At 67.8% G+C, this 21,278-nt stretch carries 20 protein-coding genes; 12 read left to right on the forward strand and 8 right to left on the reverse strand.

The features are described 5' to 3' along the window. The first annotated feature begins 133 nt into the window (after positions 1–133). Positions 134–2,137: a serine hydrolase domain-containing protein gene (locus ACODTA_RS06630; protein ID WP_489065020.1), complete on the forward strand. Its 2,004-nt coding sequence runs from the start codon at positions 134–136 to the stop codon at positions 2,135–2,137. 382 nt (positions 2,138–2,519) lie between these two features. Next, entirely contained in the window at positions 2,520–3,773 is a 1,254-nt protein-coding gene (locus ACODTA_RS06635) for an SLC13 family permease (protein WP_489065021.1), read from the forward strand. Positions 3,774–3,916: 143 nt separating this feature from the next. Here the strand turns inward: ACODTA_RS06635 and ACODTA_RS06640 are convergent, their stop codons facing one another. Beyond that, positions 3,917–4,777: a DMT family transporter gene (locus tag ACODTA_RS06640; protein WP_489065022.1), complete on the reverse strand. Its 861-nt coding sequence runs from the start codon at positions 4,775–4,777 to the stop codon at positions 3,917–3,919. 157 nt (positions 4,778–4,934) lie between these two features. Between ACODTA_RS06640 and ACODTA_RS06645 the strand changes: the two genes are divergently transcribed. Further along, the gene (locus ACODTA_RS06645; RefSeq protein ID WP_489065023.1) at positions 4,935–6,293 is read left to right on the forward strand and encodes an aminotransferase-like domain-containing protein; all 1,359 of its coding nucleotides are present in this window, start codon (positions 4,935–4,937) and stop codon (positions 6,291–6,293) included. Between the two features lie 125 nt (positions 6,294–6,418). Here the strand turns inward: ACODTA_RS06645 and ACODTA_RS06650 are convergent, their stop codons facing one another. Further along, positions 6,419–8,098: a serine hydrolase domain-containing protein gene (locus tag ACODTA_RS06650; RefSeq protein ID WP_489065024.1), complete on the reverse strand. Its 1,680-nt coding sequence runs from the start codon at positions 8,096–8,098 to the stop codon at positions 6,419–6,421. A 177-nt stretch (positions 8,099–8,275) separates the two neighbouring features. Continuing rightward, positions 8,276–9,730, reverse strand: coding sequence for a serine hydrolase (locus tag ACODTA_RS06655; protein ID WP_489065025.1), 1,455 nt, complete (start codon positions 9,728–9,730; stop codon positions 8,276–8,278). Here ACODTA_RS06655 and ACODTA_RS06660 point away from each other — a divergent pair. Together ACODTA_RS06660 and ACODTA_RS06665 are read left to right on the forward strand one after the other, a co-directional pair. Continuing rightward, the gene (locus tag ACODTA_RS06660; RefSeq protein WP_489065026.1) at positions 9,705–10,037 is read left to right on the forward strand and encodes a hypothetical protein; all 333 of its coding nucleotides are present in this window, start codon (positions 9,705–9,707) and stop codon (positions 10,035–10,037) included. The two genes, ACODTA_RS06655 and ACODTA_RS06660, sit on opposite strands and share 26 nt — an antisense overlap. Then, positions 10,034–11,095 carry a DUF1176 domain-containing protein gene (locus tag ACODTA_RS06665; protein WP_489065027.1) on the forward strand — a complete coding sequence of 354 codons (1,062 nt, stop codon included), beginning with the start codon at positions 10,034–10,036 and terminating at the stop codon, positions 11,093–11,095. The genes ACODTA_RS06660 and ACODTA_RS06665 overlap by 4 nt, the downstream gene beginning before the upstream one ends. Positions 11,096–11,102: 7 nt before the next feature. Here the strand turns inward: ACODTA_RS06665 and ACODTA_RS06670 are convergent, their stop codons facing one another. Together ACODTA_RS06670 and ACODTA_RS06675 are read right to left on the reverse strand one after the other, a co-directional pair. Beyond that, complete coding sequence (locus ACODTA_RS06670; protein WP_489065028.1) at positions 11,103–11,423, reverse strand: hypothetical protein; 321 nt, start codon at positions 11,421–11,423, stop codon at positions 11,103–11,105. Between the two features lie 21 nt (positions 11,424–11,444). Then, positions 11,445–12,245 (reverse strand): cupin domain-containing protein, encoded by an 801-nt coding sequence (locus tag ACODTA_RS06675; RefSeq protein WP_489065029.1) that lies wholly within the window; start codon positions 12,243–12,245, stop codon positions 11,445–11,447. Positions 12,246–12,416: 171 nt separating this feature from the next. Here ACODTA_RS06675 and ACODTA_RS06680 point away from each other — a divergent pair, with 171 nt between their 5' ends. The 4 genes from ACODTA_RS06680 (at position 12,417) to ACODTA_RS06695 (ending at position 14,366) form a co-directional block, all read left to right on the forward strand. After that, the gene (locus ACODTA_RS06680) at positions 12,417–12,599 is read left to right on the forward strand and encodes a hypothetical protein (protein ID WP_489065030.1); all 183 of its coding nucleotides are present in this window, start codon (positions 12,417–12,419) and stop codon (positions 12,597–12,599) included. Positions 12,600–12,674: 75 nt separating this feature from the next. Beyond that, positions 12,675–13,550, forward strand: a complete 876-nt coding sequence (locus tag ACODTA_RS06685; RefSeq protein WP_489065031.1) for a VWA domain-containing protein — start codon at positions 12,675–12,677, stop codon at positions 13,548–13,550. Continuing rightward, positions 13,505–13,804: a hypothetical protein gene (locus ACODTA_RS06690; protein WP_489065032.1), complete on the forward strand. Its 300-nt coding sequence runs from the start codon at positions 13,505–13,507 to the stop codon at positions 13,802–13,804. The genes ACODTA_RS06685 and ACODTA_RS06690 overlap by 46 nt, the downstream gene beginning before the upstream one ends. A 49-nt stretch (positions 13,805–13,853) precedes the next feature. Continuing rightward, the gene (locus ACODTA_RS06695) at positions 13,854–14,366 is read left to right on the forward strand and encodes a GNAT family N-acetyltransferase (RefSeq protein ID WP_489065033.1); all 513 of its coding nucleotides are present in this window, start codon (positions 13,854–13,856) and stop codon (positions 14,364–14,366) included. A 30-nt stretch (positions 14,367–14,396) separates the two neighbouring features. Here the strand turns inward: ACODTA_RS06695 and ACODTA_RS06700 are convergent, their stop codons facing one another. Continuing rightward, positions 14,397–16,508 (reverse strand): hypothetical protein, encoded by a 2,112-nt coding sequence (locus ACODTA_RS06700; protein ID WP_489065034.1) that lies wholly within the window; start codon positions 16,506–16,508, stop codon positions 14,397–14,399. Further along, entirely contained in the window at positions 16,501–16,896 is a 396-nt protein-coding gene (locus ACODTA_RS06705; protein ID WP_489065035.1) for a PAN/Apple domain-containing protein, read from the reverse strand. The genes ACODTA_RS06700 and ACODTA_RS06705 overlap by 8 nt, the downstream gene beginning before the upstream one ends. Before the next feature lie 193 nt (positions 16,897–17,089). Here ACODTA_RS06705 and ACODTA_RS06710 point away from each other — a divergent pair, with 193 nt between their 5' ends. The 3 genes from ACODTA_RS06710 to ACODTA_RS06720 all read left to right on the forward strand — a co-directional run bounded on the left by ACODTA_RS06710 (position 17,090) and on the right by ACODTA_RS06720 (position 18,638). Continuing rightward, positions 17,090–17,545, forward strand: a complete 456-nt coding sequence (locus tag ACODTA_RS06710) for a hypothetical protein (RefSeq protein ID WP_489065037.1) — start codon at positions 17,090–17,092, stop codon at positions 17,543–17,545. Between the two features lie 35 nt (positions 17,546–17,580). Then, positions 17,581–18,027 (forward strand): hypothetical protein, encoded by a 447-nt coding sequence (locus tag ACODTA_RS06715; protein WP_489065038.1) that lies wholly within the window; start codon positions 17,581–17,583, stop codon positions 18,025–18,027. A gap of 89 nt (positions 18,028–18,116) precedes the next feature. Continuing rightward, complete coding sequence (locus ACODTA_RS06720) at positions 18,117–18,638, forward strand: ECF-type sigma factor (protein ID WP_489065039.1); 522 nt, start codon at positions 18,117–18,119, stop codon at positions 18,636–18,638. A 31-nt stretch (positions 18,639–18,669) separates the two neighbouring features. Here ACODTA_RS06720 and ACODTA_RS06725 read toward each other — a convergent pair whose 3' ends face one another. After that, on the reverse strand, positions 18,670–21,072 hold the full coding sequence (locus ACODTA_RS06725; protein WP_489065040.1) for a serine/threonine-protein kinase: 2,403 nt from the start codon (positions 21,070–21,072) through the stop codon (positions 18,670–18,672). Between the last annotated feature and the right edge of the window lie 206 nt (positions 21,073–21,278).

The following is a 21,278-nucleotide window of genomic DNA, read 5'->3' on the forward strand; positions in this document are numbered from 1 at the left end:
CCAGGTGACACCGCGCGGGCGACTCGTGCGATGTCGCGCGCCGGACAGTTTCCGCATCCGGCGGAGGCGTTTCCGGCCGTGGCGCCGGATGGTCCGGATCACCGGGCACATTGGGAATGGGGAGGAGTTTTTGATGAGAAGAGGTTTGATCCTGGGAGGGTTGCTGGCGGCCGCCGTCGCGGCATGGCCGGCCGTCTCGCAGCAGACGGTGCCGGCCGTGGCGCCGACGCCCAGCGCGGCCGCGCCAGCCCTGAGCGCGCCGGCGGCGACCGCGCCGGCTTCGCCGGTCCAGCTCCCCACGGGCACGCCTGAGCTGACCGCCGCCGACGTCGGCGCCTGGCTCGACGGCAATATCCCGGCCGCGCTCAAGCAGGGCAAGATCGCGGGCGCGACCGTCGTCGTCGTCAAGGACGGGCAGATCATCGCCAAGAAAGGCTATGGTTATGCCGACATGGCGACCAAGAAGCCGATGGATCCCGATCGCACGACCATGCGCATCGGATCGACATCCAAGCTCTTCACCTGGACGGCGGTGATGCAGCTTGTCGAACAGGGCAAGATCGATCTGAACGCCGACGTCAACAAGTATCTGGACTTCAAGATCACCCCGCGCGGCAACCGCGCGATCACGATGAACGACCTGATGACGCATCGCGGCGGCTTCGAGGAAGGGCTGAAGGACGTTCTGGAGACCGATCCCAAGCGGCTCAAGACCAACGAGGCCTATCTCAAGGAGAACCAGCGCCCGATGCTCTTCCCCGCCGGGGAAGTGCCGGCCTATTCCAACTATGGCACCTCGCTCGCCGGCTATATCGTCCAGCGCGTATCGGGCATGCCGTTCGACGATTATGTCGAGCGCAATATCCTGGGCCCGCTCCAGATGGCGCATACCAGCTTCCGCCAGCCGCTGCCCGCCAGTCTCGCGGGTGACGCGTCCAAGGGCTATACGCAGAGCAACCGCGCGCCCGACAAGTTCGAGCTCATCACCACCGCGCCCGCCGGCAGCGTGAGCGCGACTGGTGCGGACATGGCCAATTTCATGATCGCGCATCTGCAGAATGGCCGTTTCGGCGACACGCAGATCCTGAAGCCAGAAACCGCGCAGTTGATGCATACGTCCACGATCAAGCTGCCCGATGGTTTCGACACCATGGCGCACGGCTTTTTCCGCGGCCATCGCAACGGCCAGCTCTTCATCGGCCATGGCGGCGACACCATCGTCTTCCACACCGACATGAACCTGCTGCCCGAAAAGAATGTCGGCATCTTCGTCAGCTTCAACAGCCGCGGCGAGAATGGCGCGGTCTATGGCGCGCGCGAGCGCCTGTTCGACATGTTCATGGATCGCTACTATCCGGCGTCCGAGCAAAAGGATCCGCCCGCCATCGCCTCCGCCGCCAAGGATGCGCAGACGCTGGCCGGGCGTTACGAAAGCTCACGCCGCGTGGAATCAGGCTTTATCAGCCTGTTCTACCTGATCCAGCAGGACCAGGTGACCGCCAACGAAGACGGCACGATCAGCCTGGCGTCGGTCGAGGACAAGAAGTTCCGCGAAGTCGCTCCCAATTTGTGGCGCGAGATCGGCGGCACCCGCCAATTGCTGGTGAGCCAGACCGGCGGGCGGCTGACGATCGCCGACAGCACCAACCCGACATCGGTGATGCAGAAGGCGCCGTTCCTGCGCAACGCCATGCTCAACACCATGATCATCGTACTGTCGCTGCTGACACTTCTGGCGACGCTGATCCTGTGGCCGGTCGCCGCCTGGCTGCGCCGCAAGCACCAGTTGCCCGCCACCGTAACCGGCCGGCCTGCGCTGGCGCAACGGCTGACGCGCGTGGCGGCGGGCGCCGACCTCGCCTATCTCGCCTGCTGGTACACGGTGCTGTCGCCGCTGCTCGAAACCCGGCTCGACGTCTATAATAGCGGGCTCGACGGCTGGCTGCGCACGCTCCAGTTCGCGGGCATCGTGCCGATCGCCGGCGCCGCGATCGGACTGTGGAACCTGTGGCTCACCGCGCGTTCCGATCGCGGTTGGGGCGACAAAACCCGCGCCGTCCTCGTCGCCGCAGCGCTGCTCGGTTTCCTGTGGTTCGCCACGATGGGCGGGCTGATCAGCTTCAACACCAACTATTGACGAGACACCCGCGGGGGCGGGCAATGCCCCGTCGATCGTTCCGGCGCACAGCCGGGCGATCGGCGGGGCGATTTCTTTCAGGGCATGCCGCGTCGATCGCCTCCATTCTGGAGCAATTTCCGGTTTCGGCACCGATCCGGACTGCCTATCCGGCCCCTGCCCTTTTCCAAGGGCCTGTGCAGTTGCGTACGCGTTCCCGGGCGCGTGAGAGAAAGTTGGACAGCCTCTCTCCGCGTCTCCGCGCTTCCGCCGAACCGGATGGTTCACGCGGAGGGTCGCTACCCGTCATCCCAGATTTACCTTTGCTTTCAGGCCATGTGCTTGCAGGTTGCGGCGCGAGCGACGCCGCGTCGTCGCTGGAGGAATGAAGGCGGGAGGGGGAATGCCGGTTCACGTCATTTCGGTCGGCGTGCTGGCGGCGGTGTTCGCCGTCGCCACGCTGCGCCCGATCAACATGGGGCTGCTGGCGCTGGCCGCCGCCTTCGCGGTGGGCGGGCTGCTCGCCGATGCGTCGGCCAAGGATGTGCTGGCGGGCTTTCCGGCGGACCTGTTCGTCACCCTGGTCGGCATCACCTTCCTGTTCGCGATCGCCGAGCGCAACGGCGCGATCGACTGGATGGTGCATGCGCTGGCGCGGCTGACCGGCGAGCGCGCGGTGATGATGCCCTGGGTGGTGTTCGCCGCCGCCGCCGCGCTCACCGCCTTCGGCGCATTGGGGCCCGCCGCGGTCGCCATCGTCGCGCCGGTCGCGCTGCGCTTCGCCGCGCGCCACCGGATCAGTCCGCTGATGATGGGGCTGATGGTCATCCATGGCGCGCAGGCGGGCGCCTTTTCGCCGACATCCATCTATGGCGGCATCACCAACGGCGTCGTTGCGCAAGCCGGCATCGATCCGGCGCCGACCGCCCTGTTCCTCGCCAGCTTCGCCTTCAACGCCGCCGTCGCGATCGCGGTGTTTCTCGTGCTCGGCGGATACCGGCTGCTGCGCGATCCGCCCGAGCCGCTGGAGGCGGACGCGCATGAAACCGCCGATCCGACGGGCGCGATGCGCCGCGAACGCGTGCTCACGCTGGTCGTGCTGGCGATCGTCGCGGTGATCGCGATCGGCTTCGACGCCAGTATCGGCGTGCTCGCCATGGGCGCCGCCGCCTTGCTCGCGATCGCGGCGCCGCACTCGCAAAAGGGCGCGGTGGACCGGGTCGCCTGGTCCACCGTGCTGCTGATCTGCGGCGTCGTCACCTATGTCGCGCTGCTCCAGAAACTCGGCACGGTGACGGTGGCGGGCGATGCGATCGCGGCGATCGGCATGCCGCTGATCGGCGCGCTGCTGCTCTGCTATCTGGGCGGCGTCGTCTCCGCCTTCGCCTCCTCCACGGCGCTGCTCGGCATCGTCGTGCCGCTCGCCCTGCCCTTTCTCGCCGCCAGCCAGATGAATCCGATCGGCACCGTCATCGCGATCGCGATCTCGACCACGATCGTCGATACCTCGCCCTTCTCCACCAACGGCGCGCTCGTCGTCGCCAATGCGACGCCCGAACGCCGCGACGGGCTGTTCCGGCAATTGCTGCTCTACAGCGCGGCGATCACGCTGGCCGGACCATTGCTTGCCTGGGCGATCTTCGTTCTGCCGTCATAGGGGAGGCGCCTGCGCGCAACATATCGCCGTTCGGACGGAGCCTGTCGAAGTCCCGTTCTTCTTCGGCAGTGTGCTGAAGAAAGGGCAAAACTTCGACAGGCTCAGTCCGAACGGAATTTCGGGATTTGCGGACCATGAACCGCTCATGCGAAACGCCGCGCACCCGCAACACACAGCACGACGATCACGGTCGATGCGATCATCGTCCAGCCGACCGGCTCGCGCAGCAGCAGCGCCGCCAGCACGAGGCCAAAAAAGGGCTGGAGAAGCTGGAGCTGGCCGACGCCCGCGATGCCGCCCAGCGCCAGGCCGCGATACCAGAAGATGAAGCCGACCAGCATCGAGAAGACCGAGACATAGCCGAGCCCCAGCCAGGCCGGTGCGCCGACATCCGCGAAACCCGCCGGCGCGGTGACGAGCGCGAGGATCGCCATCGGCGGCAGCGCCAGCAGCAGCGCCCAACTGATCACCTGCCATCCGCCCAGCCGGCGTGAGAGCACGCCGCCTTCGGCATAGCCCAGCCCACACAGCAGGATCGCCGCGATCATCAGCAGGTCTCCGACCATGGAGCCGCCATCGCTGCGATACAGCGCGAACCCCGCCACCGCCGCCGCGCCGATCGTCGAGAACAGCCAGAAGGCGGGCCTGGGCCGCTCGCCCCCGCGCAGCACGCCGAAGATCGCGGTGGAGAGCGGCAACAGGCCGACGAACACGATCGAATGCGCCGCGTTGATATGCTGGAGCGCCAGCGCGGTCAGCAGCGGAAAGCCCAGCACGACACCGACCGAGACGATGGCGAGCGGCACGATATCGGCATGGGACGGCCGGGCCTGACGCAGCCCGAACAGGAAGGCCGCGCCGAGCAGCGCCGCGATCGCCGCGCGCGCGGAGGTGAGGAACAGGGGCGAGAAATCCGCCACCGCGACACGCGTCGCCGGCAGCGATCCGCTGAAGATGATGACGCCGAGCAATCCGCTGCCCCAGCCGGCCGTGTTACGTTCCATAATCCCTCGCTTTCGGAACGCTGGCGGCTAACCGATCGCGGGTGGCATAGACAGAAACAATGCAGTACAAAATGAACAAACTGTATGGATACTTCTGCCCATACGGATTCGAGAATGATCGATGGACACCCAGCCGCCGACGCGCACGGAAGCCCTGATGAACACGGTGCGCGCGAAGCTCGCCAGCCGCGCGCTGGGCGCGGGCGACAGGCTGCCGTCGGTGCGCCGCTTCGCCGAGACGATGCGCGTCTCCCCCTCCACCGTCGTCGAGGCCTATGACCGGCTGGCGGCCGAGGGGCTGATTCACGCCCGGCGCGGATCGGGCTTCTATGTGACGGGATCGCACCTGCCGCCGATGGCGCTGGGCGAGATGGGGGAACGACGCGACCGCGACATCGATCCGCTCTGGGTGTCGCGGGAATCGCTCGATGCCGATCCGTCGGCTCTGAAGCCCGGCTGCGGCTGGCTGCCGGCGGACTGGATGCCGCAGGCGCCGATGCGCCGCGCCCTGCGCGCGCTTGCCCGTGTCGAGGACAATATCCTCTCCGATTACGGCAGCACGCGCGGATCGGCGGCGCTGCGCCGGCTGCTGCTCGGGCGCTTCGCCGAACAGGGGATCGAGGCCGATTCCGCCCAGTTGATGCTGACCGGATCGGGCACCCAGGCGATCGACCTGATCTGCCGTTTCCTGCTACGCCCCGGCGATACCGTGCTGGTGGACGATCCCTGCTATTTCAATTTCCAGGCGCTGCTGCGCGCGCACCAAGCCCGGATCGTCGGCATTCCCTACACCCCGATGGGGCCGGACGTGACAGCGTTCGAGGCGGCGGCCGCGGCGGAACGCCCGCGCCTCTACATCACCAATTCCGCGCTCCACAATCCGACGGGCGCCACGCTCTCCCCCCAGACCGCGCACCGGCTGCTGACGATCGCGGCGGCGCATGACGTGACGGTGGTGGAGGACGATATCTTCGCCGATTTCGAGCCATCGCCTTCCCCCCGCCTCGCCGCGCTCGACGGGCTGGACCGCGTCGTTCGCGTCGGCAGCTTTTCGAAAACGCTCTCCGCCGCGATGCGCTGCGGCTATATCGCGGCGCGCGCCGACTGGATCGAGGGGCTGGTCGACCTTCAGGTCGCCACCAGCTTCGGCGGGCCGAGCCCGATCGCGACCGAGATGATCGCGCATGTGCTGGCGGGCGGCTTCTATCGCAAGCATATGGACGAGCTGCGCCGCCGCCTGACCCATGCCAGGGGCGAGGCCGCGACACGGCTCGCCCGGCTGAGCATCACCCCCTGGATCGATCCGCGCGGCGGTTTCTATCTCTGGTGCCGCCTGCCTGACGGCCATGAGTCCGCGATCATCGCGCGCCGCGCGATGGCGAAGGGCGTAGTGCTCGCCCCCGGCAATGTCTTCAGCCCGTCCGGAAGCGCGGGCGGCTTCATGCGCTTCAACGTGACCCAGATGGACGATCCGCGCATCGACGACGTGCTGCGCCGCGCGATGGGCGGCGGCTGACACCGGATCCCATGCCGTTCGCTTCGAGCAGCGTCGAGCCTGTCGAGACGCGACCGTCGAGACGCTCGCCGGCCGTCACCTGAAGCGGGTTCTCGGCAAGCTCGAACCGAACGGAAACCGGGTCCTCAAAGCCCCGTATCGTGGAACCGCCCGTAACGCGAACCGGACAAGCTCAATATCTGCGGGCGGCCGCCGATCGGATTGAGGAACCAGACGCGCTCGCACGACGCTTCCGGATCCTTGTAGCGCCAGCTGCCGTCCGCCGCCGCGACCAGTTCCTCATTGCCCAGGAACAGCCGATCACCGATCGCGAAGACCCTGGGGCGATTGCCCCAGGAACTCGGGCTGTAATAGCTGCCGACCAGCCCCGCCAGACGCGGGCTCGGCGGCTGGGCGGCGGGCGCCGCGCCGCGCCCGAACAGCCTGCCGCCCAGCCGCAGCGTCTCGCCTTCCAGCACCAGGCTATAGGGTGCCAGCGCGGGATGATCGGTGACGAAACCATCCTCCCCGCCGCTCCGCAACCGCGCCTCGCGTCCGCCGCTGGTCACGAACAGCGCGCCGCCGCGCTCGACGATCGTCAGCGCCGCGCCATCGGCGCTCCGCCACTGGCCGGCCAGCCGCGCGCCGTTCTTCACGGGCGGCGTGGCCTTGGGCGTGCGGACGGGCGGCAAGGGCTGGCCCGCGCTCGCCGCGCGCAGCAGCGCCATCGCATATTCGGTGATCTCGGTCGGCCGATAGCCGCCCGCGCCGCCGACATTGACGCTGGCATAGCAGCCGACGCCCGCTTCCTGGTCGAGCGTGAAGGCCGAGCTGAAGCCGTGCACGCCGCCGGTGTGGCGGAAGCAGGGGCGCCCGTCGACGGCCAGCGTGATCAGCCCGTTGCCGTAGCGCGCACCGGCCGGCGAGGAATCGATCGTCGGCTTGCGGTAACGTTCGGCCAGCGCATCGGAGAAGAGCGGCGCGCCCTTGCCCCTGGCGACGCCCTGCAGGAACTGCAGGAAGCGCACCATGTCGGGGCCGCTGGCGGCGACCGATCCCGCCGCGTGCGAGAAATCGAACCAGCGCGCCTGCGCCAGCCGCACCCTGGGCAGCCACGGCATGTCGTCGCGGAAACGGACATGGCCGCTGGCATAGGCGGCGCGATCGGAAATGCGGAAGGCGGGCACCGCCGTCTTCATGCCCAAGGGCTTCAGCACCAGCGCGTTCATCGCGGCCGGATAGCTCATGCCCGAAGCCCGCTCGATCACCGCGCCGAGCAGCGCATAGCCGAGATTGCAATAGGAATAGCGCGATCCCGGCGCGAAGCCCGTCCAGAGCCGCCCGCCCGGGATATCGATCTGCATCGGATCCTCGAGCAGATTGGGGATGCCCGAACTGTGATCGAGCAACTGGGTGAGCGTGAGCGTTTCGGGCGGCAGCGGATAATCGGGCAGCAGGTCCTGCACGCGCGCATCCAGGTTCAGCTTGCCCTGGTCCGCCAGCACGAACAGCGCCATGGCGGTGAGCGATTTGGAGATCGAGCCGATCTGGAACAGATGCTCGGGCGTGGTGGGCACGCGCCGGTCGAGATCGGCAAGCCCGGCGGCGAAGACCGCCTGCGCGCCGCCGGGTCCGATCAGGGCGACGCTCATGCCAGGAAAGCCCTTGTCGGCCAGATCGGCATCGGCGAACGCCTTCAGCCGCTGGACGACCTGGCCAAGCGGCCCGCCGGCAGCCGCCTTCGTGGCCGCCGCCAGCGGCGGCGCCACCGCGATCATCGTCGCCGCCGAGGCGACCCCCAGCATATCCCGCCGCGTCACATCCATTCGAACTCTCCCTCGCGATCCGTGGCATTCATCCAAGCTGTTCTCCGCCGTCACCCCAGCGAAAGCTGGGGTCCATACGATGCCCGTTCCTGACGGCCGACCGCGTATGGATTCCAGCTTTCGCTGGAATGACGATGGAGATTAAGCATTTGCAAACAAACCTTATAGGCCCGTGCCTTATTTCGCCGGCTTCTCCACCTTGGTGAAATCCAGATCGTGGAAATCGAAGCTGAAATCGGTCGCGGGCGACACCGCCTGCATCTTCATGCCCGTCACCTTGCCGTCATAGCCCTGTTCGAAGCGAACGTAGGAATCGGCCTCCAGGCTGCGATCCTTCCAGCGGGCGATGAAGATATTGCCGCTATAGGGCAGCAGTGGCCCTTCCAGGTCCTTGGTCCGGCTGAACTTGAGCAGCAGCCCGTCACCCTCGCGCCGCACGGTCGCGTCGCCGCGCCACGGATCGTTATAGGTGCCGACATAGGTGTCGAGCGGCAGCGAGGGCGGCCCGGCGCTCGCCAGCACCTTCGCGGCGGCATCCTCCACCGCGCGGGCGCCGTCGTTGCGCGCCCTGGTCTGCTCGGCGGCCATCTCCACCCAGTCGCGCGCCGGCGCCTTCAGATAGGCGTCGAGGATCTGGTTGCCGACCGAGCTCATCGCAGCGCCCGATTGCTGGTTGGTGAAGACCAGCACGCCCAGCTTGAGTTCGGGGACCATCGCCACCCAGGTGACGGTGCCCGCCACGCCGCCGGTGTGCGCGACCTTCTTGTATCCGAACACGTCCTCCAGCCCCCAGCCCAGGCCATAGCCCGAGAAATGCGTGCGCATCGTCTGGGTCGAACGCGGATTGACCGGAAGCGGCGTATTGACCGTCCACATCTCCGCGCCGCGCTCGGCGCTGAACAGCTGTTTGCCCGACGGGCTCTTGCCCGCCTCCAGCTGCGTCATCAGCCATTTGGACATGCCGTTGATGCTGCAGTTGATCGTGCCCGCCGGTCCGATCGCATCGATGTTCATCACCGGGATCGCGCTCAGCCTGCCCTCGACCACGATGTGCGGCGAAGCGAGATTGCTGCGGTCGCGGATCCGGCCATAGGTCGACGAACAGGGCTGCATGCCGAGCGGGTTCAGGATCCGTGTCTCGACGAACTCGTCCCATGTCTTGCCGGTCACCGCCGGGATGATCTGGCCCGCGACCATATAGAGCGTGTTGTCGTAATCGAAGCGCGAGCGGAAGCTGGAAACGGGCTTCAGGTAGCGCAGGCCGTGGATGATCTCGTCGCGCGTGATGTCGCTTTCGGGAAAGACCATCAGGTCGCCAGCACCCAGCCCCAGGCCGCTGCGATGCGTCAGCAGGTCGCGGATCGTGAATTCGCGCGTCACATAGGGATCGTACATGCGGAACTGGGGCAGATGGTCGATCACCTTGTCGTCCCAGCCGATCTTGCCCTCGTCGACCAGGATCGAGAGCGCGGCGGCGGTGAACGCCTTGGTGTTCGATCCGATCTGGAACAGCGTGTCGGTATCGACCCTGGCGGACTTGCCCTGCTCGCGCACGCCATAGCCCTTGGAATAGATCAGCTTGCCGTCCTTGACGATGCCGACGGCCATGCCGGGCACTTCGAATGCCTTCATCGCGCGCGCCACGGTGTCGTCGATCTTCGCGGGCGAGATCGGCATGGCGGCAGAGGCCGCGGCCTTGCGCGGCTGTGCGGCCACGGGCATGGTTGCCGATGCCGCAGCGAGTGCGAGCGCAAGGGCGATGGATGTGCGTCGAGCGAAAGATGTCACGGCTAGCCTCCCGATGGCCCGGGATGCGTCAGCCGCCCCCGATGGCCCGTTCTTCGATTTCAATGCGGCGCCCCCAGCAGCGCCCGGGATCATTATTGAAAATCCTGTCCTGATTCATCAAAAAAACATCCTCAAAAGGCCAGACCAATGAATATCTTCGTCCATATGGGATCGGCGCTGATGCTAGCCGCAATTCCGGCATCGTCATGGGGTGCGCCTGCAGCCCCCGTCCAATCCTATGACGAGTACCGATCCTGGCTGGTCGCATGCGACAACGGCCTGTCCTGCATCGCCAAGGGATTCGACGACGGCTCGTCGCGCGCCGAGCTGACGATCGAGCGCGAAGCCGGGCCGAACGGCGCCGCGACCGCGACGATCGCCACGGAATCGGCCTTCACCGCCAGGGATCTCGCGATCGACGGCAAGCCGCTCGCGCTCGACATGTCGGCCTGGACGCTCACGACCGAGGATGGCGACGGCACGACGCTGACCACCGACGACCCCGCCGCGATCCGCGCGCTGGTCGCGCGGCTGCGCGACGGCGCCATCTTGCGCGCGGGCGGCGCGGAGATCCCGCTCGACTGCATCACCGCCGCCCTGCTGCGCATGGACGACCGGCAGGGCCGCGTGGGCGGCGTGACCGCGCTGATCCGGCCGGGCCCGCGCCCGGCAGGCGACGTCCCTGCCCCGCCGGCCATCCCCAGGATCGCCAGGCGCCCGATCGCCGCACGCCTGTCCGCGGGCGAAGCCGACCGGCTGATCGCCAGGGTGCGCACCGAACAGGCGGCCCTGTTCGAAAAGGAGGGGTGCCAGGAGATGCCCGGGGCGATGACGGCCGAGGCGAACGCGCTGAACGACATGCAGGCGATCGCCTTCGTCCCCTGCATCATGGGCGCCTATCAGGGATCGTCGCTGGCCTTCATCGTCCCGCGCGGCAGGGGCGCATCCCGCCAGTTGATCCTGCCGACACCCTATCTCGGCGCGGATGCGGAGGGGGAAACCCTCTCCTATTTCACCGAAGCCTGGTTCGATGCGGAAGGCGGCACGGTATCGACCGCCGCCAAGGGGCGCGGCCTGGCCGATTGCGGCATATCGGCAAGCTGGATCTGGGACGGCGCGGCCTTCCGGCTCACCTCGCTCGACCTGCAACGCAATTGTGGCGGCCGCTATCCCGGCGACTGGCCCAGCCTGTTCCGATCGGTGCAGTAGATCATCGTCACGAGAGCCGCGTCAGCAGCGCATCGGAGAAATAGCCGATATCGTCATCGGGCCTTTGCGCTGCGACCTTCCCCGCCAGGACTATGCCCTGTCGATCCAGCTCGGAAACCACGAGCGCATCAGCGTAACCGGCGAAATGGGCGCTTTCGTATCGAGCGAGCCAATCGACGAATTCCGCCGTCAGCTCGCTCGAAAGACCCAATGTTTCAAGTCCAACATAGCCCCCCTCCAACCGATCCCTGATCCCGGTTCCGGACAGCATTCCATCAACCAACAACGCTCGCCTCGACATGGCTTCTCCCGACGAAGCATTATTCATGGCACGCACCGCGAAACAACCTCACATCTTCGCCGTATACCGCGCCGATGCCGCCTCGAACGACATGATCGGCGCACGGATCGTGCCGTCGGCCAGCCGCCGGCCGCCCAGCGGGTCGATCGCCTGGATCTCGTAGTCCGGCGACCCGGCATCGAGGCCGGAGATCACCACGTCGAAGGTCCGCGCCGGGCCGCCATCGGGCACGAACCAGTGGATATTGTCGCGATCGGGCGACATGGCGGAAAGCGTGCCGGCGCGCGCGCGGAAATCGCGCGTCGGGCGGATCACCATCGCGCCGGGCGTGTCGCGGACCCGATCGAAATTGCGGACGCGGAAGGCGCCGGCAACCACCAGGTGCGCGGAGGCCATATGGCGATGCCCGTGCGGGGTGATCACATTGTGCGGCGCGAAATCGAACAGCGCCGCGCCATAGGCCAGCTTGCGCGGCGCGCCATCGGCGTCGAGGAAACGGACATGGCGCTTTTGCGGATCGTTGGTGGGCGGCATCGCCGCCGCCGTCACGCGCGCCTGATCCAGGCTCGCCATCAGTTCGGCGACATCGATCTCGCCGGCCAGCCCCACGACCGCGTCCATCCATGCCCGTGGCGAGAGCGTGCCGCGCTTGAGTGCGCGCGCGATCTCGTCCTGGCGATCGATCCAGTCGCGCGCCGCCATGCGCCGGCCGGGCCGCGCGGCCGCCAGTTCGGCGGCCAGCACATAGCCGGCAAAGGCCGCGATCATCGCGGTCAACTGCCCGCGCCGCGTCAATCCCAGATCCTCCGCCGATGCCGGTGCCGCCTGATCCCAGTCCGATACCGTCATCGCCCACCCCCAGTTTATCTGTACCCATTCATGCTACGCCCAGCATGAAGCCGCGCACAAAGGAGATGATCTGGCACCAGACCCCAATTTTTCTAATGTCTTGACCCTCTTTGCATTCTCTATCTTTGTGATAATGTTTCATACGGTTTCCCAGCGTGAAGGATGCCGTTTATGTCGAATGTCCCCTCCGTTCGTCGCCTTTCCCTTCTTCCCCTGCTCGCCATCCCGCTCTGGCTCACCGGCTGCGGCAAGCCCGAACCGCGATCCGCCGACAGCCGCGACGCCGTTGTCGACTATGCCGCCGTCGAAGACGCCGCCGAGGCCCCGCGCGTCACCGCGCGCAGGAGCGAGTGAAATGTCGCCGGCCTCGTCAAGGGCAAGACCGAGACCCTGACGACCGAGCCCGTCGAACCCGCCGCGCCGCCGCCCGTGCCGCCTCGCCCGCAGCCGCCCGCGCAATCGGGGCTGCTCACCGCCGGCGATCATGACGACCTGCTCAATCCCGAACTCTACGCCGATTATGCCGAGCGTTTCCTGCAGGAAAGCGGACAGCGCGACCTGCCGTTCGTCGACACGCGCAAGCGCGTCGCGGTGAAGGTGGTCGATGCCGGCGGCCGTCCGGTTCCCTTCGCGCGTGTCGACGTGCAGCGCGGCGGATCGCCGCTGCGGCTCGTGGCCGCCGCCGACGGCACCGCATCCTTCTATCCCGCCTTCGATCGCGTACCGGCACGCACCACCGTCCGCGTCGCCTCCGCCGCGGGCAATGCCGCGCGCGCGCTCGATCTGGGTGGCCGGGGAGCACGCAGCATCGCCATCGCGCTGCCCGGCACCGCGCCCGCCGTCTCCGCGATGGACCTGGCGCTGGTGATCGACACCTCCGGCAGCATGGGCGACGAGATGGCCTATCTCCAGGCGGAGATCGACTCGATCGTCGCGCGGCTGAAGCGCGAGGCGGGCAATCTCGACCTGCGCATCTCGGTGATCGTCTATCGCGACGAAGGCGACGACTATGTCGTGCGTTCGACCCCGCTCACCGCCGATATCCGCAGCGTGCGCGCCACGCTGGCGCGGCAGGAGGCGGGCGGCGGCGGCGACATGCCGGAAGCGGTGGCCCAGGCGATGGCGGCGGCCGAGCGGATGGAATGGCGGCCGGGCGCGGCCAAGGCGATCCTGCTCGTCGCCGATGCCCCCCGCATGAAGAGGATTTCGGCCCCACCCTCGCCTCCACCGAAAGGCTGCGCGCACGCGGCGTCCAGATCGTGCCAGTGGCTGCAAGCGGCGTGGAGGAGAGCGCCGAATATGTGATGCGGACGATGGCGGCGCTCACCCAGGGCCGCTACATCTTCCTCACCGACGACAGCGGCGTCGGCAACCCCCATGCCGAACCCAATCTCGCCTGCTACGCCGTCACCCGGCTCGACCAGTTGATCGGCCGCGTCCTCGCCGGCATCGCCGAGGGCCGCCGCATCGAGCCGCAGCCGGGCGAAGTGATCCGCATAGTCGGCAATTACGACCGCGGCCGCTGCCTGGGCGCGGGGGTGACGCCGCGACAGGGGTAATGATCCAACCCGATCGACTCCACGGCCGTCCATCGGCACAAGGCGTCGCATGCTGCTGAACGACAGGCTCGAAACATCCCAGCTGATCATCCGGCCGTTCACGCCGGAGGATGCCGAGCCGCTGGTCGCACTTTTCGCCGATCCGCGCGTCCACCGTCATGTCGACGACGGCCAGCCGCTCAGCGAGGAAATGGCGCGGCTCTGGGTCGTCCGCTCGGGCGAGAATCTCGTGCGGCATGGCTATGGCACCGGAGCGGTCGTGCTGCGCGAAACGGGGAAGCTGATCGGCTGGGCGGGATTCGCGCGGCCGGGCGACGGCAGCAAGGAACTGATCTATGGCCTCGCGCCCGCGCATTGGCGCCGGGGCCTCGGCACCGAATTGCTCGACGCACTGATCGCGTTCGGCCGGACGCGTAGGATCGATCCGCTGCGAGCGACGGTGGCGCCGGCGAATACCGGATCGGTCCGGCTGCTGGAGAAAGCCGGCTTCACGCTCACCGAGCGTGGTTATGACGGCGATGCCGATAGCGATCTCTATCTGCGCCGGCTGTCGCCGGAATAACACCGCACACGGACATGCACGATGGTCGCGTCAGGCCGGCGGCACCACCACGGGATCACCGTCATATTCGATCCGCGTCATCACACCCTCCACCTCGAAACCGACCGGCTCGCCCGCGCGATCGAAAAAGATGGCGGCGTCGGGCTGCGAAGGATGGACGAAGCGGATGCACCCGCTGCCGCCCGACGGACAGGATGCCGGGCTTTCCGACGCGCGCTGCCGCGAGCGCGCGACATCCCGGCGCATCAGCTTCAGTCCCTCGACCAGGATCAGCGGTCCCTGGCTGAACGCGTTGAGCTGAAGGCTTTCCTTCATCGCAAGCGGCTGGCTGAAAAACGGCATGGTCGCGGCGTGGCCTCCCCCCATTGCGGTGTAGGGCACGCGAACCCATCTGCCGCTTTCCGGATCGAGGCCGACCATGCCCCTGGCATCCATATAGGCCGGCGCCTGGCCTTCATCGCCCTCCACCCGCGTCGCCTTCGCATCGTCGTCATAGGTCATCCGGCCATCCGGTCCGATGATGACGATGTTGCAGCGCGATTTGACCGTCAGTTTCGCGAAGGGCGCCCACACATCGCCCTTCACCCCGCGCGCCTTCACCATCAGCGTGTCCGGTCCCGGCCCCGCAGGCGCGGCATAATCGCCGCCGGTGAACCGGCCACGCTGCGCCTTGAACTCGGGCGTCGGGTTCGTGCCCAGCGGATTGCTTTCAAGATCGATCCTGACCGGATAGATTTTGCCGACGCTCGCGCAACCCGGCCCGCGCAGATGCACATGGCGGGTAAGCAGGTTGAAACGCGCGCGCGCGGCCCCGGTCTCGGCCGGCGCCGCGCCGTCGATATTGGTGGCGCGCGGGAAATAGCCGATATCCTGGCCCTCGGGCAGGATCAGCCGGGTGAAGGGTTTGCGATCCACCCATTGATCCGCCACCGCCAGGCCGACACGCTCGTCGCCTTCCTCCTTGTCGATCAGGAGTTCGAACCAGACCAGCCGGCTGCCCGGCACTTCGCGGTCCTCGGCGGGCTGGAGATGCTTGCCCCGCACGATCGTGTAGAATCCGCTTGCGGCGAGCCCGGCGATCTCCACCGGATCGGTGCGGACCTCCACCGCTTCCTCGGGCGAATTCGCCTCGAATTCGGGGAATTCGAAGCCCGGAACATCGTCAGGCATATATCGGCCGGGATCGGTCACCTGGGCGATCACCCTGCCATAATCCTCGCGCAGCCGCCCGCCCGCCGCCCGCAATTGGCCGTCAAGCCAGGTGATCGACTCCTCATAACCCTCGCTCGGGATGACCTGCGCCGATGCGTGCAGATCGAACAGGAATTTCATCGGCGCGCCAGCATTCCGGTCGCGCGCGAGCAGAGACCAGAATTCGCCCCGGTCATAGCCCCCGTCGGCGGTGCGGTTGAGCGCGCGCGCATAGCTGGTGTCGCGCGCGCGCCCGAGCGTGCCCAGGCGCTGAAGCTGATAGAGATGGCCCGCCGCCTCCGCCGTCCCTTCATGGATCCACTTCACCGACATGTCGGTGGTCACTCTCGACAGTGCGTAATAGCTTTTGTGGAAGGGCGATGTCGCCTGATAGGCATGGAACAGTTCGTGCGCGCTGAACTGCATCAGCGCCCGCCATCCCGAATAGCCTTCGCGCGTGATCAATTGCGGCGGCCGCGGATCGCCGGCAGCCGGCTGGAACAGGGGGCCGGGCCGCGTCTCGACGCGTGGCCCCGCCTCGCCCATCTCGCGCTGGGTGAAGCTGATCTGGCCGCTATCCCTGGAATAGCCACCGACCGTGCCCGCCATCACGCCACCTTTCGACCGGTCGTAATCGACATAGAACACGACGAACTTGCCGGTGGCCGGATCGGGTTTCAGGCCCGGCGCGGCGGGCCAGCCGCGAAGACCGTCCATCATCAGTTTCGCGCGCGCCATCTCGTCCAGATGCGGCCGGATGACGGGCGCGACCACCGCGCAGTCGGCGGTGGGCACCAGGGTTCCGATCTTGCCGCATCGGCCCACCCATTCGCCGACGACGACATCCCCCTCCGCCGGCGTTCCGCCCTGCCCGGCGGCGACCGGAACGGCCGCCGCCAGCACGATCAGCGAAACGATGCGTGCGGCCCCACGCCCTGCCCGGTCAGTCATCGTGGCGATGCGCCGCACGCCCGCCACCGCTGACGGTGGACATGGTCTTCACGCCCGAAACGCAGCATTCGGAGGTGGAGGGTTCGGGGACACCCCCTTTCAGGAAACATTCGCCATGCGGCTGGCGGCCGGGCGCGACATAGGTGAACGCCTTGCAATAGCGATCCGCCTCGCACGTCGCCATGCACTGCTGCCAGCCCGAACCGGGCCGGTCATAGACGATCTCGCGATAGTCGCCGCCGAACAGATCGGTATTGTGCATCGTCTGCCAGCTCACCCCCGGCTTGCCGCCCGGCCCCGGCCTGGATTGCCCGACCGCCGATACGCCCGCCACCCCGCACAAGCCAGCCGCGGCCACCGCCGCCATCACCCGATATTTCCATGTCATCGATCGTTGCTCCGAACCGCCAGCGGCACCGCGCGCGCTTGCGAAGGACAGAACAGCAAGCGATCGCGAAAGCGGACATGCCGCGAAAAATGCGGCGGCAATGTCCGCTTTTCCGGACGGATCCTGTTCTTTCCCTTCGAGCGGGGCGATCAGTGCGATCGTCGGCCCGCGACACCATGTCGGGAGGATTGCAATGCGTTTCGGAATTGTGGCGGCGGCGGCTCTGCTCGCCGGCTGCGGTGGGAACACGTCGGAGGAAGAAAGCCCGGCGAGCCGGCCGGAGGTGCAGCTTGCCGGCCTGGGGACCAGCGAGGTCGCCCCGCCCGCCAATCTGCCCCCCTTCGCGCCGCTCTATCCCGGCGCGCGGGTGACGACGACGACGCTCGACGCTCAGGCCCCCGGCAAGGGCATGATCGCGCTGGCCGTTCCCAATACCGACAGCGCGGCGATCATCGCCTTCTACAAGAGCAAGGGCGAGGCGGCGGGGCTGAAGGCCGGCATGGAGACGGTAAGCGGCCCGGCGCGCATCATGATCATGAACGAGGGCGGCGCAACCGCCGGCAATGAAGGCCGTGGCATGCAGGTGACGGCGGCCCCGGACGATGAAGGCGGATCGATCGTCACCCTTGTCTACACCGACGGCCAATAGCGTCGTCCGCGATACCGAACCGCAAAGGAGCCATGATGCGTAACGCCCTTCTTTCTCCCGCTATGGCCGCCGGCCTGCTGCTTGCCGGCTGTTCAGGCGACGATCCGTCGATGAACGCCGCCGACAATGCCACGACGCCCCCGAATTCCGCCGCATCTTCACCCGCCGCTTCCTCAGCCGCCGCCAGCGTCAGTCTGGCCGATGTCGAATTCGCCTATCGCTGTCGTGGCCTGCTTTCGGCGGCGTCGGCATCGTCGCGGATCCTGCCCGCCGGGGAAGCGCCGCCCGAACTGGCGCGGGTCACGATGAAGGCGGTCGCGTGGTGGACCGGCGAAGCCGCGCGCCGGGACGATGCCGCCGGCATCGGCGCCGACAGGCGGGGCGAACTGATGAGCGGTACGACGCGCGTGTTCGTGTCGCGCGCCAGGCTGGAAGAATCGCTGCCCGCCATCCGCGATTGCCTAGCGCAAATGCCCGGCTGACGCCGGCGCGCGGTACATCGGGCGGATTCATCCGCCCGATGCGTCACGCTTTGGGTGGAAAGCGGGGGACGTATCCGCATAATGGCGCAATGCCCGCCGATTCCCCCGACGCACTTGCCGAAACGCTTTATCCCCAGCTTCGGCGGATCGCCCGCGACCTGCACTGGCGCTACGGAGCGGGGGAAACGATGCGATCGACCGCACTGGTCAACGAATGTTTCCTGAAACTGCGCGGCACCCACGGCTTCGCCGACGAACGGCATTTCCTGCGCACCGCCGCGCGCGCCATGCGCCAGATCCTGATCAATCACGCCCAGGCGCGCCTGGCCGCCAAGCGCGGCGGCGGCGGCGCGCTGGCCGTGTTCGAGGATGACCTGCCCGATATCTATTGGGAGAGTGATGAACGGCTGCTGGCGCTCGACAATGCGCTCGAACGACTGGCCACCTTTGCCCCGCGCCTTGCCGAAATCGTCGAATACCGGTTTTTCGGCGGCTATTCGGAACGCGAGATCGGCGACATGCTCGACATCACCGAACGCACCGTCCGCCGCGACTGGACCAAGGCCAAGGCGCTGATGCTGATCGAGATGGAAAGCGCTGAAGCCGCCTGAACTGCGCGCGCCGCAACGAACGCTCGCCCCCTCAATCGAGATAGCGTCGGCGTACCTGCCCTGCCCCCTCAGCCAACCGCCCGGCGGCCGAGCCTAGCGTGGGCAGCATGGCATCGAAGCGCGCCAGTGTCGCCTTCGCCGCCGATCTCTCGCCCGCCGCCCCTTCGGCCCGTGCCAGCGCCAGCAGCGCCATGGCGACGCCGGGCGGCGGGGCCTTGCCAGCTTCGGCGGCGGCGATCGCGGCGCGCGCGGTCGCCAGCGGCGCGCCCCGCCCCGCCGCGATCTCCGCTTCCGAAAGCCCGGCAAGTGCTGCGACATGATGCATCGATCCCGCACCCGCGAATGCCTCCGCCATCGGCACGGCTTCGGTGAGCGCGATCAGCGCGGCATCGGCCTTGCCGGTCTGGAGCAGCACCTTGCCGTGATTGGCGATCAGCGCGGCGGTCGCCGCCGACGCACCGAACAATTTCCGACGGATCGCGACGGCCTCGGCGAACAGCGGTTCGGCGCGTTCGGGCCGGCCCGCCAGCGCCTCAATCGCCGCCAGATTATTGGCGGTGTTGAGCGCGTCGGGGGTTTCGACCAGCCCGGTCCGCCGCCAGACGGCGCGCGCGGCTTCGAACGCCCTGCCCGCTTCCGCCAGATCGCCCAGCCCCTGCAACGATACGCCCAGATTATTGTGGAACACCCCGGTCTGGCGATTGTCCGCACCGTGCATCGCCAGATGATCGGCCAGCGCGGTGCGCAGCAGCGCCGCAGCCGCCTTGGCATCGTTCGCGCGCAGCACTTGCGCCTCGACCAGCCGGCTGTCGATCAGCCGCGCGCGCCATTTCGCGGAATCCGTCGTCCAGAAGGCCTGGGCGGCGGCAAGCTGCGGCCGCGCGGCATCCAGATCGCCCATGCGGACCAGCGCCTGCGCCAGATCGTAGCGCGCGGCGGCGAGCGTCTCGGGCGACACCGAGCCCGCCCTGGCCGTCACCACCGGCAGCAGCGCCGCCTTCGCCGCCGCATAATCGCCCAGATAGAAATGAAGTTCGCCAAGCGCATGCAGCACCGGCGCCGCGCCACCGGGCAGGCCGGCATATTGCGAAACGATCCGCTGCGTCGCGCGATCGAGCACCTCGCGCGCGCCCGCCTGGGCACCCGCCATCTCGCCGCTTTCGGCAAGCAGGAGGTAAAGCGACTGGCGCACCGCTTCGCTGCGCGCTTCCTCCGACAGCGCCGCATCGCGCGCGGCGATCGCCTCGCGCTTCTGGATCAACGTCGCGGCCAGCCCGCCGGTCAGCGCCAGCACGATCGCCGCCGCCGCCGCGATCGGCCAGCGCGCGCGCCAGGCGGCACGGCGCAGCCGGTAGCCACGCTCGCCCGCGCGCGCCATCACCGCGCGCCCGTCCATCACGCGGCGAAGCTCCTCGGCAAGGGCGTCTAGCGTCGGATAGCGCGCGGCTGGCTCCTTGCGCAGCGCGCGGGCGAGCACGGCGTCCAGATCGGAAACCAGCCGCGCCGGCGCATCGGCCAGCACCGGCGCCACCGCGCGCAGTTCGGCCAATCGCCTGGGGTCGCGTTCGAGCACGCGGCCGATGCCGAGCGCGACGGGAACGCCCTCCAGGTCGATCGGCGGCCGGCCTGTCACCAGTTCGTAGAGCAGCGCCGCCGCGCCATAGACGTCGCAGGGCGGCCCCGCCGGCTCGCCGGTCAGCAGTTCCGGCGCGGCATAGGGGGCCGAAAGCGGCAATACGCCCTCCGTCCGGTCGCTCAGCGCGAGCTGCTTGGCGATGCCGAAATCGATCACCCGCGCGCGGCCACCCGCATCGATCAGCACATTGCCGGGCTTCAGATCACGATGCAGCACCAGCATGCGATGCGCCTGCGCCACCGCCTCTGCGACCTCGATCGCCAGCGCGATCCGCCGGCCGAGCGAAAGGCGATGCGTGTCGCACCAACGGTCGATCGGCCCGCCATCGACGCGTTCCATCACCATCCAGGGGCGGCCGTCCGCCTCTATGCCGCCATCGAATATCCGGGCGATGCCGGGATGATCGAGATCGGCGAGAAGCTGGCGCTCCGTCTCGAAGCGCACCCGGTCGATCCTGCCATCGGCATGGCCCAGCTTGAGCGCGCCGCGCTGTTCGAAACCGCCGATCGCGCGCGCGACTGCATAGACCGTTCCCATGCCCCCGCGCGCGATGACGCCGTCGATCCGCCATGCGCCGAAACGCCGGCCGGCGGGGATGATGTCTGCCACGGCTTCGGCGGGGCCGGCATGTTCCAGGAAGCGATCGTCCTTCATCCGCGCCAGAATGCCCTTGGCACGCTCCAGCAGCGCGGGATCGTCGGCCAGCCGGCCGGCCAGAAAGGCGTCGCGCGCATCCTCGGCAAGCTCCATCGCCTCGTCGATCAGCGTCGAGAGACGCGCCCATTCGCTTGCCTGCATTGTCCGTCCCGGAATCGCCTGCGATCGCACAGACTTGGCGGATCGCGCGCGCGGGCTCAACCGCTCCCGCTTCATATGCGTAAAGAAATGGCCGGCGCCGCTTTCCTGTTTACACACGCCCCCACCCCCGCTAACGGGGCCGCGATGTCCAGCACGATGATTAAATCGATTAGCACTAAGCCGACCCGCACGCGCGGGGCGGTCCT

The sequence above is a fragment of the Sphingomonas sp. FG14 genome, assembly GCF_057809675.1.